General features: G+C 59.4%; 15 protein-coding genes. 10 read left to right on the top strand and 5 right to left on the bottom strand.

What is annotated here, in order from left to right; translation table 11 throughout:
* The first annotated feature begins 45 nt into the window (after positions 1-45).
* From ACR0I7_RS02120 to ACR0I7_RS02110, 3 genes are all read left to right on the top strand, one after another.
* Positions 46-1,074 carry a bestrophin family protein gene (locus tag ACR0I7_RS02120; RefSeq protein WP_480507953.1) on the top strand — a complete coding sequence of 343 codons (1,029 nt, stop codon included), beginning with the start codon at positions 46-48 and terminating at the stop codon, positions 1,072-1,074.
* Between the two features lie 105 nt (positions 1,075-1,179).
* The gene (locus ACR0I7_RS02115; protein WP_480507951.1) at positions 1,180-1,779 is read left to right on the top strand and encodes a DsbA family protein; all 600 of its coding nucleotides are present in this window, start codon (positions 1,180-1,182) and stop codon (positions 1,777-1,779) included.
* 46 nt (positions 1,780-1,825) lie between these two features.
* A complete protein-coding gene (locus ACR0I7_RS02110; RefSeq protein ID WP_480507949.1) occupies positions 1,826-2,311 on the top strand; it encodes a DUF2244 domain-containing protein in 486 nt (161 codons plus the stop codon).
* Here the strand turns inward: ACR0I7_RS02110 and ACR0I7_RS02105 are convergent, their stop codons facing one another.
* Complete coding sequence (locus ACR0I7_RS02105) at positions 2,312-2,794, bottom strand: GatB/YqeY domain-containing protein (protein WP_480507947.1); 483 nt, start codon at positions 2,792-2,794, stop codon at positions 2,312-2,314.
* A gap of 183 nt (positions 2,795-2,977) precedes the next feature.
* On the opposite strand from ACR0I7_RS02105, the gene carA reads away from it, so the two are divergent.
* On the top strand, positions 2,978-4,144 hold the full coding sequence (gene carA / locus ACR0I7_RS02100; RefSeq protein WP_480507946.1) for a glutamine-hydrolyzing carbamoyl-phosphate synthase small subunit: 1,167 nt from the start codon (positions 2,978-2,980) through the stop codon (positions 4,142-4,144).
* 91 nt (positions 4,145-4,235) lie between these two features.
* Positions 4,236-6,098, top strand: a complete 1,863-nt coding sequence (locus tag ACR0I7_RS02095) for a glycosyltransferase (protein WP_480507944.1) — start codon at positions 4,236-4,238, stop codon at positions 6,096-6,098.
* Positions 6,099-6,103: 5 nt separating this feature from the next.
* On the opposite strand, the gene ACR0I7_RS02090 is transcribed toward ACR0I7_RS02095, so the two are convergent.
* Entirely contained in the window at positions 6,104-6,751 is a 648-nt protein-coding gene (locus ACR0I7_RS02090; RefSeq protein ID WP_480507942.1) for a GntR family transcriptional regulator, read from the bottom strand.
* A gap of 99 nt (positions 6,752-6,850) precedes the next feature.
* Between ACR0I7_RS02090 and ACR0I7_RS02085 the strand changes: the two genes are divergently transcribed.
* The 3 genes from ACR0I7_RS02085 to ACR0I7_RS02075 all read left to right on the top strand — a co-directional run bounded on the left by ACR0I7_RS02085 (position 6,851) and on the right by ACR0I7_RS02075 (position 9,104).
* Positions 6,851-7,495: a pyrimidine 5'-nucleotidase gene (locus ACR0I7_RS02085; protein ID WP_480507940.1), complete on the top strand. Its 645-nt coding sequence runs from the start codon at positions 6,851-6,853 to the stop codon at positions 7,493-7,495.
* A gap of 87 nt (positions 7,496-7,582) precedes the next feature.
* On the top strand, positions 7,583-7,831 hold the full coding sequence (locus ACR0I7_RS02080) for a hypothetical protein (protein ID WP_480507938.1): 249 nt from the start codon (positions 7,583-7,585) through the stop codon (positions 7,829-7,831).
* A 76-nt stretch (positions 7,832-7,907) separates the two neighbouring features.
* Positions 7,908-9,104 carry a UbiH/UbiF family hydroxylase gene (locus tag ACR0I7_RS02075; protein WP_480507936.1) on the top strand — a complete coding sequence of 399 codons (1,197 nt, stop codon included), beginning with the start codon at positions 7,908-7,910 and terminating at the stop codon, positions 9,102-9,104.
* Positions 9,105-9,117: 13 nt separating this feature from the next.
* Here the strand turns inward: ACR0I7_RS02075 and ACR0I7_RS02070 are convergent, their stop codons facing one another.
* Positions 9,118-10,245: an aminotransferase class V-fold PLP-dependent enzyme gene (locus tag ACR0I7_RS02070; RefSeq protein ID WP_480507934.1), complete on the bottom strand. Its 1,128-nt coding sequence runs from the start codon at positions 10,243-10,245 to the stop codon at positions 9,118-9,120.
* 236 nt (positions 10,246-10,481) lie between these two features.
* Here ACR0I7_RS02070 and ACR0I7_RS02065 point away from each other — a divergent pair, with 236 nt between their 5' ends.
* Entirely contained in the window at positions 10,482-11,183 is a 702-nt protein-coding gene (locus ACR0I7_RS02065) for a GntR family transcriptional regulator (protein ID WP_480507932.1), read from the top strand.
* 5 nt (positions 11,184-11,188) lie between these two features.
* Here ACR0I7_RS02065 and ACR0I7_RS02060 read toward each other — a convergent pair whose 3' ends face one another.
* Together ACR0I7_RS02060 and ACR0I7_RS02055 are read right to left on the bottom strand one after the other, a co-directional pair.
* A complete protein-coding gene (locus tag ACR0I7_RS02060; RefSeq protein WP_480507930.1) occupies positions 11,189-11,647 on the bottom strand; it encodes an Lrp/AsnC family transcriptional regulator in 459 nt (152 codons plus the stop codon).
* On the bottom strand, positions 11,644-12,099 hold the full coding sequence (locus ACR0I7_RS02055; protein ID WP_480507928.1) for an Lrp/AsnC family transcriptional regulator: 456 nt from the start codon (positions 12,097-12,099) through the stop codon (positions 11,644-11,646). The genes ACR0I7_RS02060 and ACR0I7_RS02055 overlap by 4 nt, the downstream gene beginning before the upstream one ends.
* Before the next feature lie 131 nt (positions 12,100-12,230).
* Here ACR0I7_RS02055 and ilvC point away from each other — a divergent pair, with 131 nt between their 5' ends.
* On the top strand, positions 12,231-13,253 hold the full coding sequence (gene ilvC, locus ACR0I7_RS02050) for a ketol-acid reductoisomerase (protein ID WP_480507926.1): 1,023 nt from the start codon (positions 12,231-12,233) through the stop codon (positions 13,251-13,253).
* The last annotated feature ends 21 nt before the right edge of the window (positions 13,254-13,274 follow it).

Below are 13,274 nucleotides of genomic sequence, written 5' to 3'. Positions count from 1 at the left end.
TAGTTTTACAGCCGCAGGCAATTTTGAGCAGAAAGACAACTCTCCATGATCCTTCATGACGGCATCAAAATTCAGCAAATGGCCAAGGGCTCCTTTGGGTTCATTTGCATCGTTCTGTCATGGACATTTCTGGTCGTTCTGGCTGATGAACTGACGCCGATCGAGCTGATTTCGAACCCCAGCCCACCGGTCACGATGCTGGGCCTCGCTGTCGCATTCTTTCTGGGCTTCAAGAACACCTCGGCCTTCGGGCGCTGGTCCGAGGCCCGCGCCATCTGGGGCGATATCGTCAACAGCAGTCGTGATTGGGGAAACGTGGTCTGCAACCTCGTGCAGACCGATGGCACCCCGATTGACAGCGCCACCCGACAGGAACTGATCGAGCGGCACATCGCATGGCTCAACATGCTGACCTATCAGTTGCGCCAACCGGCGATGACCAGCCGCACCCGCAGGCCCTGGATGTTTGGCCACAAACCCGTCTCAGACCGCGTTGAGCTGCACCAGAAACCGGAATGCTGGCGTGACACACAGCTGGACAGCGACCTGCCCTTGCTGGAAGGCAAAGCCAACAAAGCCGCCTATCTGATATTCCTGCAGGGCGAAAAACTGTCCGCATTGGCGCAGGCCCACAAGATTGACCCGTATTGGCATGTCGCCCTGATGCAGCGACTGTCCCGATTGACTGACGCACAGGGCAAAAGCGAGCGCCTCAAGAACACACCCTTCCCCAGACAGGTTGCCGAGGTCGGCCGCATCTTCAGCTGGATCTTCATTTTCATGCTGCCGCTGGCCTTCAATGATGAGCGGTCAGTGACGACCGGAACCGGCGCGCCCTTGCTGGAACTGATCCTGTATGACTGGCTCACCTTCGCGCCCGTAGGTGCTCTGGTCTGCTGGATATTCTTTGTCACCGAACGCGTCAGCGCCTCGATGGAGGATCCGTTCGAGGGCGATGTGACCGACGTTCCGATCTCGGCCATCTGCCGCAGTATCGAGATCGACCTGCGTCAAATGACTGCCTGCGGCACAGCGCCAAGCCCCGCTCAGCCGATCGACAAGGCGCTGTTCTGACCGCCCGCTCACAACTTGCCTCTGCCCATAAGAGCAACGGAAGGATCGAAAAAATCTTCGTTTTGAGGTATCCTGTGTGACGACCCCCGAAAGCGGAGCGTTCTGATGCCCGAGATAGACTTTTGGTATTCCATAGGCAGCACCTACAGTTTTCTGACCGTTATGAGGCTGGATGACTGGTGTCGCGAGCATGATGCAACGGTCCGCTGGCGACCGTTCAATGTACGGACGATTATGGCGGATCAGCAGAATGTGCCCTTTGCAGGGAAACCAACAAAATCCGCATATATGTGGCGGGATATCGAACGCCGGGCGGCCAAGTATCACATTCACGCGAATCTGCCTGCGCCCTACCCGATCTCTGACCTGCAACTAGCCAATCAAGTCGCGCTGCTGGGCATGCAGGAAGGCTGGGGCAAGGACTTCACTCAGGCGGTGTATCGCATCTGGTTCGAAGAAGGGGTCGAGGCCGGCAGCGACAATGCGCTGTCCGAGGCTTTGTTTCGATGTCAGCAGGACCCTCGCCCAGTCCTGGCCCAGGCCAGCAGCCCCGAGACACAGAACGCGCTGGTGGCAGAAACCGAAATGGCCGCGAAACTGGGCGTATTCGGTGCTCCCAGCTTTGTGGTGCGCGGCGAAGTTTTCTGGGGCGATGACCGGCTGGACGATGCGTTTTCATGGTCCCGCGTCGGCCATGTTGTCTAGACTATCGACTTGGACATATATCCATATATCAGGTTATCTCTCAGCCATGCCTTACCAGTGGAAAAACACCTCCGATTCCGAGCAAGAGCTTCACCTCTGGCCGCACAACTCATTGCCCCCGCGCGGCGCAATGGGTGTTGTGCTCTCTGTGTTTCTGTTTGGCCTTATTCCGTTGATGGCGGTTCTGGGATCAGCGCTGCTGTGGGGGTTGCTGCCGTTCCTGCTGCTGACCGTTCTGGGGCTCTGGCTGGCGTTTGAGATGAATTACCGCGCGCGCCGCGTCTCCGAGGTTCTGACGCTGACCGGCACGCAGGCGCGGCTGGTGCATCATAGCCCGCGCACAGGACAAAAAGAGTGGAACTGCAACCGCTACTGGGCCCGCCCTGAAATGCACGCGCGCGGCGGGCCTGTCCCAAACTACATAACCCTGAGCGGCGATGGCCGTCAGGTCGAGATTGGCGCTTTTTTATCCGAAGAGGAGCGCATCGCGCTGTTTGAGGATCTGACGCGCAAACTGCGCGCGCCAGAATGATCAGCCCCCGTTAGATGCCGCGCAGAGGTGATCTTTGACCATCGGCCCGACCTTGCCGAAATCCATGCGACCGGTGTAGCGGGTCTTGAGCTCTCCCATGACCTTGCCCATATCGCGGATCGAACCGGCACCGGTCGAGGTGATGGCCGTCTGAATGGCCTGCGTGACCTCGTCATCATCCAGCTGCTTGGGCAGAAACTCCTCAATCACCTCAACCTCGCGCAGTTCACGCTCGGCCAAATCAAGACGCCCACCTTCTTCATAAGCGCGCGCGCTTTCCTTGCGCTGTTTGGTCATTTTTCCAAGAATCTCAAGGACATCGGCGTCTCCGCAGCCGTTGGCCTCTTCGTTTCCCGGCGCCCGAGTCGCGATATCGCGGTCTTTGATCGCGGCGTTGATCAGCCGCAAGGTCGATAGACGCTCGGCCTCTTTGTTTTTCATTGCTTGCTTCAGGGCAGTGTTTACCCGTGATCGCATATCCATATGGTTTGTCCATCCCCATGGCAAAGGAACCCCGACCATATCCAAACAAAAAGCGCGACACAACAGCAGGCGAACACAGCTAACATATTGAAAAACAACAATAGCCCAAAAATTGATCAGACTTGACCCGGTGACCTATCCCCCTTAGGAATACGCCGATTTACCCAGCAGGAGAGTCGCGCCATGGCCCACACCGCCACGTCCAAGCCCACCGCATGTCTGGCACTGGCCGACGGAACCCTGTTTTATGGCATCGGCTTCGGCGCTGTTGGCCAAACGGTTGCCGAGCTATGCTTTAACACTGCCATGACCGGTTATCAGGAGATCATGACAGATCCCTCATATGCCGGACAGATCGTGACCTTCACCTTTCCGCATATCGGTAATGTTGGAGTGAACCCGGAAGACGACGAAACAGCGGATCCGGTGGCAGCCGGGATGGTGGTCAAATGGGACCCGACTGAGCCCTCGAACTGGAGGTCGGCAGAGGAATTGAAAGGCTGGCTGGCGCGGCGCGGTCGCATTGCGATCGGCGGCGTCGATACCCGCCGCCTGACTCGCGCGATCCGCCAGCAGGGCGCGCCGCACGTGGCGCTTGCCCATGATCCCGAGGGGAATTTCGACATCGAGGCTCTGGTCGCTGCTGCCCGCGGTTTTGCGGGTCTCGAAGGCATGGACCTCGCCAAGGATGTGACCTGCGCGCAGAGCTATCGCTGGGACGAAATGCGTTGGGCATGGCCGGACGGCTATACGCGGCAAGAGGCGCCTACCCACAAGGTGGTTGCGCTGGATTACGGGGCCAAGCGCAACATCCTGCGCTGTCTGGCCTCGAGCGGATGTGACGTCACCGTACTGCCTGCCTCCGCAACCGCGGCTGAGGTCATGGCCCATGAACCCGATGGCGTGTTTCTGTCCAACGGCCCCGGCGATCCGGCGGCAACGGGCGAATATGCAGTCCCGATGATCCGTGAAATTCTGGACACAACCGATCTGCCCGTTTTCGGCATTTGTCTGGGTCACCAGATGCTGGCGCTGGCACTGGGCGGACAAACGGTCAAGATGAACCACGGACACCACGGCGCAAACCACCCCGTCAAGGATCTGGACACCGGCAAAGTCGAGATTACCTCGATGAACCATGGCTTTGCGGTCGACGCGGACTCGCTGCCCGAAGGTGTCGTGGAAACCCACCGGTCGCTGTTTGACGGCTCGAACTGCGGCATTCGCATGTCGGACCGGCCCGTCTATTCGGTGCAATACCACCCCGAGGCATCGCCCGGCCCGCAAGACAGCTTCTATCTGTTCGAACGCTTCGCAACAGCAATGGCTGAGCGGAAAGCACAGGCTTAACGCAGCCTGTGCGCACACATAGAGGCGCATTAACCTCAAATTAACCGTATTTCAGCAACCCTGTTTCCGTTTCCGGCGGCAGGGTGCGTAAATGGTTGAGCTGAATCTTCAAGGACTAGCCCCTCTGACGCCGGTTCCTGATGCGCCGCCGCACAGGCCGCTGGGGCATTGGTTGCTCAGCCGCGGCGTCATCACGCACGCACAGCTTGAACAGGCGCTTACTCTGCAGGCGACCCAGGATGCCCCGCTGGGTGAAATTCTGCTGGGTGAGGGTTGGATCGGGCGGCCCGCTCTCTTGCAGGCACTGGCCGATCAAAGCGGTCTGCAAATCGCTGATCTTAAGAACAGCCCTCCATCCCATGACTTGTGCGCGATCAAACCAGTCGATTTCTGGCTGGCGCATAACATGATACCGTGGATGCAGATGGGGCCGATACTGCTGGTGGCGACCGCGCGCCCGGATCGGTTCGCCGGCATCGCCGAACACCTGCGGGACCGCAGATATACCGTTGTTCCGGTGCTGGCCGCCGCCGAGCAGATTCACGACACCATCGCGCATGTCTTTTCGGCCTCCCTCGCGCAGACCGCTGAGGCGCGGGTGGATCCGCTGCAGAGCTGCCGGAACTGGACCGCCCGGGCACGCATGGGACCTGCAGCGCTGTTGCTGATCACGCTTGTGATATTTGCGGCACTGCCATCCCTTGGGCTGAGCGCCCTGTTTTGGGCCGCGATATCCACTCTGGCTCTGTTCATGATGCTCAGGTTATGCGGTCTCGGCGCATTTCTGGCCCCGCGCAGGGCCCCGCCTCAGACATCTGATGCAGCCCGCACGAAGCTGCCCAATGTGTCGATCATGGTCCCGCTCTACAAAGAACGGGAAATCGCCGATGTGCTGATCGCACGGCTTCAGCGTCTGACCTACCCCAAGGCGCTTCTGGATGTGATTCTGGTGCTTGAGGAACGCGACGACATCACACGCCAGGCGCTAACAGATGTCGACCTGCCCGATTGGATCCGCGTCATCGAGGTGCCGGAGCTTGGCAAGCTGACAACAAAGCCCCGCGCGATGAATTATGCACTGGATTTCTGCCGGGGCAGCATCATTGGCGTCTGGGATGCCGAAGACGCACCGCAACCTGATCAGATCGAAACTGTGGTTCGCCACTTTGAGCAGGCCGCCGAGGATGTGGTCTGTCTGCAGGGCGCGCTGGACTACTACAATCCCCGCACAAATTGGCGGTCCCGTTGCTTTACCATCGAATACAGCGGTTGGTTCCGGGTCATCCTGCCGGGCATTGCCCGCTTGGGTCTGGTCGTGCCTCTGGGCGGAACCACATTCTTTTTCCGCCGCGACAAGCTTGTCGAGCTTGGCGGCTGGGACGCTCACAATGTCACCGAAGACGCCGATCTGGGTGTCCGCCTCTGCCGTGCCGGATACCGGACCGAGATCGTCAGCACAGCAACCTATGAAGAGGCCAATTTCCGCGCCTGGCCATGGATCAAACAGCGTTCGCGCTGGCTGAAGGGCTTTATGGTCACCTATCTGGTTCACATGCGGGCACCGCTGAGGTTTCTCGCAGATCTGGGCATGATAAAGTTTCTCAGTGTCCAGGCCTTTTTCCTTGGCACGATCGGGCAATTCCTTCTTGCACCGGTACTGTGGGCCTTCTGGCTGACATCCCTCGGGCTACCGCAACCCTTTCACGGCGTCGTTTCACAAGAGACGCTGGTTTTCTGCATGTATCTCTTTCTGGCCGCCGAGAGCGCGAACTTTATTGTCGGTGCGCTGGGGGCAAACGCCGGCGGCAGGCGCTATCTGATACCCTGGGTGCCCGCCATGATCCTGTATTATCCGCTGGGCGTTGTCGCGGCTTACAAGGCTCTCTGGGAACTGATTGTGAACCCCTTCTTCTGGGACAAAACACAGCACGGCCAAGCCGCCGAAGAGGCGTAGCTGCGCTATTTTTCCCGCCGGACGGCATCCTGTTTCAGCCGCGTCATGAACGCGATCGAGATATGTTCCTTCAGCGCCCGTTCGGCCGCGTCTTCGTCCCGCGCGACAATCGCCTCAACGATGCCTTTGTGCTCGCTTTGCGCAATCTCTCCGCGCCCCTGCACCGCCAGCGATGTGGTCGCCATCAGCGCCATGGTCCGATGCACAAGGTTGAGCTGCTGCACGAGATAGCGGTTGTGCGAGGCAAGATGAATCTGCTCGTGGAACCGCCGATTAGCCCGTGACAAGGCCGCAGGGTCATCCACCAACGCATCATCGGCCGCAACCATCTCTTGCAGAACCTTTATCTCTTCCGGCGTTGCGTGCCGGGCGGCAAGGCGCGCGGCCAGCCCCTCAAGCTCGCGCCGGACAACATACAGCTCAGCCATCTGGTTGTGATCCAGAGAGGCCACGATCAGCGACCGACCGTCCCGTTCCAGCAGCGATTGCGTCTCAAGTCGTTGCAAAGCCTCGCGAATCGGCGTGCGCGATACACCAAACCGTTCGGCCAACTCGCTTTCCACAAGACGATCGCCCGGTTTGTAGACGCCAACATCAATGGCCTCAAGGATCAGGCTGTACGCATCGGTCTGAGATTGTCGCGGCTGGTTCATCTGGTCTGGTTCTCCTCGTTCGAACCTGTCTATCCGCCGGATGGGGCAGCAATCAAGTGCGCCATTGAATTGCGCACGTTCACCCCGTACACCGCAGCCATGGTTAAACCTTCTTTTGCGCATGTCACCCAATGGGTGTTCGATCTGGACAACACGCTGTATCCGCCGCAGATGCAGCTGTTCGATCAGATCGAAGTGCTGATGACCGATTATGTCGTCCAGGCCATCGGCGTAGACCGGCCCGAGGCCGACCGCCTGCGCGCCCAGTATTGGCAGCAATACGGCACAACACTGGCGGGCCTTATGGCCGAGCATGACATCGACCCCGATCCTTATCTGCATGCCGTCCATCAGGTCGACATGAGCCATATGACACAGGATACGGACCTTGCCGCGTATATTCGCGCCCTGCCCGGTCGCCGCATCGTCTATACCAACGGCAGCGCGCCCTATGCCGAACGTGTGCTGGCCGCGCGCGGATTGTCGGGGCTGTTCGACGCGATCTACGGGGTCGAGCATGCGGGCTATCGCCCCAAGCCCGAACGCGCCGCGTTCGAGGCGATTTTCGCGCAAGACGGAATTCAGGCTGACAAGGCGGCCATGTTCGAAGATGACCCCCGGAATCTGACCGCTCCGCATGCCATGGGCATGCGCACCGTTCACGTCGCACCGGACCCGCATCAGGCCGATCACATTCATCATCATACCGACGATCTGACCCGGTTCCTGGCGCGTCTGGTCTGACCCGACCGGCTGCGACGATCTGCTCATTCCGCAGGTCAGTTACGGGCCCTATATGCGCCAGTGCGACGAACAGAACGGAGACTCCCAATGAGCGCGCTTGAGATGCCTCAACGCCTGCCGCTTTGGCAGCGCTTTCTTTATGCGATCCCTGTCTTTGGCTGGATGGCCCGAGACGTGGCGGACGGCGAACCTGAAGACCTGTGGTACACACTGGCCGCGTTCGTCAGCATGTGGGGCTGTTCGGCTCTGGTGTTCGGCCTGCCTGGGCTCTACCTGCCAGCGGTGGCCATGGTGCCGGTGATGTTCCTGATCCTTTTGCTGATCACGCGCGGCTAAGAACCACGAGACAGGATGTCACTTGGCCTCTGCCCAGCAACAGCACTAAGGTCTGTGTAGAACGGAGACTTACGCCATGACCGACAGCTGTGACATCCTGATTTCAGGCGGTGGAATCGCAGGGCTTACCGCCGCTGCCGCATTTGGTGCCGCCGGCTTTGACGTGATCTGCGTCGACCCAACACCTCCGGTCACCGAACGCGACGTCGATGGTTCGGATCTGCGCACCACGGCCTTTCTGCAGCCCGCACAAGGGCTGCTGGAGCAATGCGGATTGTGGGGCAGACTGGCCGCCCATGCCGCGCCCTTGCAGATCATGCGCATCGTTGATGCAGGCGGAGACGTACCGGAGCCGCGCGTGGTGCGCGATTTCAACGCCGCCGACATTTCCGATCAGCCCTTTGGCTGGAACCTGCCCAACTGGCTGCTGCGGCGCGAGATGGTGGCCCGGCTAGCCGAACTGCCCAATGTCGATTTCAGACCGGGCACGGGTACAACCAGCCTGTTCACCCGCACAGCCGAGACCCGCGTCGGCCTGAGTGACGGCAGCCGCATCCAGTGCAAGCTGGTCATCGCTGCCGACGGGCGCAACTCGCCCATGCGCGAGGCCGCCGGGATCCACGTTCACACTACGCGCTATGGCCAAAAGGCGCTGGCCTTTGCGGTGACACATCCCATCGCGCATGAGAATGTCTCGACCGAGGTTCATCGCTCTGGCGGTCCCTTCACACTGGTGCCCCTGCCCGACTGGAACGGGCAGCCGTCATCCGCCATCGTCTGGATGGAGCGCGGCCCACGCGCCGTCGAATTGCTGAACCTGGACCCTGACGTTTTTGAGACCGCGATGACTGAACGGTCCTGCGGATTGTTCGGGCCGCTCAAGCTGGCCTCGCGCCGCACCATCTGGCCGATCATCAGCCAGTCTGCCGAACGGCTATCGGGCGAACGTATTGCGCTGATGGCCGAAGCGGCACATGTGGTGCCGCCGATTGGGGCACAGGGTCTGAACATGTCGCTGGGTGATTTACGTAGCCTGCTGGATCTGGCCCAGGCGCGCCCGGATGCTTTGGGGGATGCCCAAATGCTCGATAGTTATCACAAAGCGCGCCACACCGAGATTGAACTGCGCGTCAAGGGTATCGACCTTTTGAACCGTGCCTCGATGATGGAAACGCGCGTCTTGCGGGACGCGCGCGCCATGGGGCTGAACGCCCTCTATTCGCTGGCACCGGTACGCAAGACACTGATGCAAATGGGCCTCGGCGTCCGCTGAGGCCCAAGTCAGCTTACAGAACCTGGTCCAACACCCGCTTCAGCCGGGCAATTGTGCCGTCCACGTCATAAAGCTTATCGAGCCCGAACAGCCCCAGACGGAAGGTGCTGAACCCCGCGGGCTCGTCACATTGCAGCGGAACCCCTGCGGCGATCTGCATACCCAACGCGGCAAATTTCTTACCGTTCTGAATCTCTGGGTCCGCAGTATAGCTGACCACGACACCCGGCGCGCCAAAGCCTTCGGCTGCGACCGACACGATTCCTTTGTCCTTGAGCATTGCGCGTACGCCATTACCAAGCGCCCACTGGGCCTCGCGCAGTTTTTCGAACCCGTATTCGCGGGTTTCGACCATAGTGTCACGGAACGCCCGCAGTGCATCGGTCGGCATCGTCGCGTGATAGGCATGACCGCCATTTTCATAGGCCTGCATGATCTGACGCCACTTTTTCAGGTCGATGGCAAAACTGTCCGAGTTCGTCTCGGCCAGACGCGCCTCGGCCCGTTCGGATAACATGACCAAACCGGCACAGGGCGATGCGCTCCAGCCTTTTTGCGGAGCCGAGATCAGCACGTCGACCCCGGTCGCTTTCATGTCGACCCAAACGCAGCCCGACGCGATGCAGTCCAGAACCATCATCGCGCCAACCTCATGAGCAGCGGCGGCCATTGCAGTCACATAATCATCCGGCAGGATCACACCGGCCGACGTTTCGACATGCGGTGCAAATACGATGTCAGGGCGCTGCTCGCGAATGGCCGCAACAACCTCTTCGATCGGGGCTGGAGCAAATGGTGAAGGGCTGGCATTGCCGGTTTCGCGCGCAGTCAAAACCGTGGTTGATGCGGCCAGCGACCCGGCTTCGAAAATCTGGCTCCAGCGGTAAGAGAACCAACCGTTGCGAACAACCAACACATTTGCACCGCGTGCGAACTGACGGGCTACGGCCTCCATGCCATATGTACCGCCGCCGGGAATCACGGCAACACCTTCGGCGTTGTAAACCTCGCGCAGCATCGAAGAAGTATCGCGCATCACCTGTTGGAACGAGGCCGACATGTGATTGAGCGAGCGATCAGTAAAAACGACCGAAAACTCCTCAAGACCATTCGGGTCGATGTTACTCAAAAGTGCGGGCATGCTGCATCCTTTCCTATGGTTTGGGTAGTTTCTGACCACTCAAATCGCGCAGGTAAAGCATCAATGCGTCCAGAAAGGTTGACTTGACGGAAACCGTGCAAGGATTGACGATCCTGCTACCAATCCAAATCGCAAGAAAGAAGAAATGACGCCAATTAGTGTCACCGTCCCTTTACACTATGACGCGATTCTGAACAGATACGCACATCTTGAACAAGAAAAGGACGTGCGCGCTTGTGACTTCGCAAAAACGGATCAGTTTTCAGGTTGTTCGTGACGAAGTGACACGACGGATCGAGACCCGGGTTTGGCCGCAAGGGTCGCTGCTGCCAACCGAGACGCAGTTGGCCGAAGAATTCAATTGCGCCCGTGCAACCGTTAATCGCGCGCTCCGGGAGTTGGCCGAACAAGGATTTGTCGAGCGCAAACGCAAAAGCGGAACCCGCGTCCGAAAATCCCCGAGCAAACACGCCAAACTGGAAATATCGCTCGCCCGCCATGCCGTCGAGAGTCAGAATGCGGACTATCGCTATGCGCTGGTCGAACGGAACGTGTCCGAATGCCCCGGATGGCTCAGCTCGCAGCTCAGCGTTTCACCTCAGGCACGTGTGCTGCATGTGATCTGCATGCATTATGCAGACAATCGCCCCTTTCAGCTTGAAGAGCGCTGGATCAATATCGAGGCGGTTCCCGAGATCGAGCATGCCGATCTCAGCGAAACCAGCCCGCATGAATGGCTTTTGAATACCGAACCCTTCACCGATGCAGAGCTGGCCTTCAGCGCGGTCTCGGCTGATGGACGCCTGGCTGAATTCATGGGCACCACCGCCGGTGCCGCGATGATTCAGCTTGAGCGGACGACATGGAAGAACGGTCAGCCGATGGCTTTTGCACGCCTGACGCATCATCCGGGGTATTGTGTTCGCACCAAATACTGATCCCGCTAACCAATCGGTCCGGGCAGGCGTTCTTCGCTGAGCAGCACGTTTGCCTCAACATCGCCGGCCCCTGGCAGGGTCATGATGCGTCGGCGCAGCACGCGCTCGAAATCGGACAGATCACGCGCAACCACGCGCAGGCGATAGTCATAGAGGCCAAGTACGTGCTCGACCGTCTGCACTTCGGGAATGGCGCTGACAACGCGTTCAAAATCCTCAAGGCTGACCTGCCCTTTTCGGGCCAGCTTTACCCCCAGAAAAACCGTGACACCGAAGCCCAGCGCTTCGGCATTCAGGCGCAACCGGCGACCTTTGATCGCACCGCTGTCCTGCAGACGGCGCATGCGCCGCCAGGTGGCGGGTTGTGACAAGCCCAGTTTGCGCCCCAGCGCGCCCGCACTTTGCGTCGCGTCCTGCACCAACGCCCGCAGAATTTTGCGGTCGACCTCATCCAGTTCAATCATACCGGCAGCACCTCATCCCGTTTGACCCGCGCGATATGCATCAGCGCCTCGATATCGGCGATATGCGGAAGGGTCAGAATGCGATCCCGATAGACCTGCTGATAGTGCGGCATGTCCCGCGCCAGAACCGAAAGGCGCACGTCGACGCGGCCCAGAAAGGTCTGAATCTCGATCACCTCGGCCACCTCACGGGCCGCAGCGGTAAACTCGTCAAACGCGCGCGGCTGGGTCTTGTCCAGCGTCACCCGCAGCGAGACCTCAACCGCATAGCCCAGCGCGGCCCAGTCAATCACGGCCTCCTGCCCCTCGATGATCCCGGCGGCCTGCATCTTTTCAATCCGGCGCCAGCACATGCCCGCACTGATCTGGCATCGCTCGGCCAGTTCGGCCGCTGACAGGCTGGGATCAGCCTGAAAATGGCGCAGAATACGTCTGTCGACATCATCGAGCATGATTTTTACATCTTTCTCAATTTTCGCGAATTATAATTCGTCCTAGACCTCAATACCCGACAACGCAGCACTCGCCAATACGCAAAGAGCCGGATAAAACCTCCGCAATCGAAACAGAAAGGACCGGCGACATGCGCGTCTATTACGATCGCGATTGCGACATCAACCTGATCAAAGACAAAAAAGTGGCCATTCTGGGCTATGGTTCGCAAGGCCATGCGCACGCACTGAACCTGCGCGACTCGGGTGCCAAGAACCTCGTTGTCGCCCTGCGCGAAGGCTCGGCCTCGGCCAAGAAAGCCGAAGCTGAAGGTCTGCAGGTTATGGGCATCGCCGAAGCCGCAGCTTGGTGTGACGTCATCATGTTCACCATGCCCGACGAACTGCAGGCCGAGACCTACAAGAAATACGTCCACGACAACATCAAGCCCGGCGCAGCGATTGCGTTCGCCCACGGCCTGAACGTTCACTTTGGCCTGATCGAGCCCAAAGAAGGCGTCGACGTCATTATGATGGCCCCCAAAGGCCCCGGCCACACCGTACGCGGCGAATATGTCAAAGGCGGCGGCGTGCCCTGCCTGGTTGCCGTCAACAACGACGCCACCGGCAAAGCGCTGGAAATCGGCCTGTCCTACTGCTCGGCCATCGGTGGCGGCCGCTCGGGCATCATCGAGACCAACTTCCGCGAGGAATGCGAAACCGACCTGTTCGGCGAACAGGCCGTTCTGTGCGGCGGTATCGTTGAACTGATCCGTATGGGCTTTGAAACGCTGGTCGAAGCCGGTTACGCGCCCGAGATGGCCTATTTCGAGTGCCTGCACGAAACCAAGCTGATCGTAGACCTGATCTATGAAGGCGGCATCGCCAACATGAACTACTCGATCTCGAACACCGCCGAATATGGCGAGTATGTATCGGGCCCGCGCGTTCTGCCGTATGACGAAACCAAAGCTGCGATGAAAGGCGTTCTGCGCGACATCCAGACCGGTAAATTCGTGCGTGACTTCATGCAGGAAAACGCCGTTGGTCAGCCCTTCTTTAAAGGCACACGCCGCCTGAATGACGAGCACCAGATCGAAGTTGTCGGCAAGAAACTGCGCGACATGATGCCTTGGATTTCGGCTGGCAAGCTGGTCGATCAGGAAAAGAACTAAGTCTGAGCAATCAGCGATCGG

The sequence above is a fragment of the Ruegeria sp. AM1 genome (assembly GCF_056540745.1).
This window is presented reverse-complemented; position numbering and strand designations above follow the sequence as displayed.

What these genes read in the sequence shown, in the direction of transcription:
- carA (WP_480507946.1), top strand. Translation starts at nt 2,978, where the DNA reads ATGGCCCACACCGCCACGTCCAAGCCCACCGCATGTCTGGCACTGGCC.
- ACR0I7_RS02055 (WP_480507928.1), bottom strand. Translation starts at nt 12,099, where the DNA reads ATGCTCGATGATGTCGACAGACGTATTCTGCGCCATTTTCAGGCTGAT.
- ilvC (WP_480507926.1), top strand. Translation starts at nt 12,231, where the DNA reads ATGCGCGTCTATTACGATCGCGATTGCGACATCAACCTGATCAAAGAC.
- ACR0I7_RS02115 (WP_480507951.1), top strand. Translation starts at nt 1,180, where the DNA reads ATGCCCGAGATAGACTTTTGGTATTCCATAGGCAGCACCTACAGTTTT.
- ACR0I7_RS02120 (WP_480507953.1), top strand. Translation starts at nt 46, where the DNA reads ATGATCCTTCATGACGGCATCAAAATTCAGCAAATGGCCAAGGGCTCC.
- ACR0I7_RS02080 (WP_480507938.1), top strand. Translation starts at nt 7,583, where the DNA reads ATGAGCGCGCTTGAGATGCCTCAACGCCTGCCGCTTTGGCAGCGCTTT.
- ACR0I7_RS02095 (WP_480507944.1), top strand. Translation starts at nt 4,236, where the DNA reads ATGGTTGAGCTGAATCTTCAAGGACTAGCCCCTCTGACGCCGGTTCCT.
- ACR0I7_RS02060 (WP_480507930.1), bottom strand. Translation starts at nt 11,647, where the DNA reads ATGATTGAACTGGATGAGGTCGACCGCAAAATTCTGCGGGCGTTGGTG.
- ACR0I7_RS02075 (WP_480507936.1), top strand. Translation starts at nt 7,908, where the DNA reads ATGACCGACAGCTGTGACATCCTGATTTCAGGCGGTGGAATCGCAGGG.
- ACR0I7_RS02085 (WP_480507940.1), top strand. Translation starts at nt 6,851, where the DNA reads ATGGTTAAACCTTCTTTTGCGCATGTCACCCAATGGGTGTTCGATCTG.
- ACR0I7_RS02105 (WP_480507947.1), bottom strand. Translation starts at nt 2,794, where the DNA reads ATGGATATGCGATCACGGGTAAACACTGCCCTGAAGCAAGCAATGAAA.
- ACR0I7_RS02090 (WP_480507942.1), bottom strand. Translation starts at nt 6,751, where the DNA reads ATGAACCAGCCGCGACAATCTCAGACCGATGCGTACAGCCTGATCCTT.
- ACR0I7_RS02070 (WP_480507934.1), bottom strand. Translation starts at nt 10,245, where the DNA reads ATGCCCGCACTTTTGAGTAACATCGACCCGAATGGTCTTGAGGAGTTT.
- ACR0I7_RS02110 (WP_480507949.1), top strand. Translation starts at nt 1,826, where the DNA reads ATGCCTTACCAGTGGAAAAACACCTCCGATTCCGAGCAAGAGCTTCAC.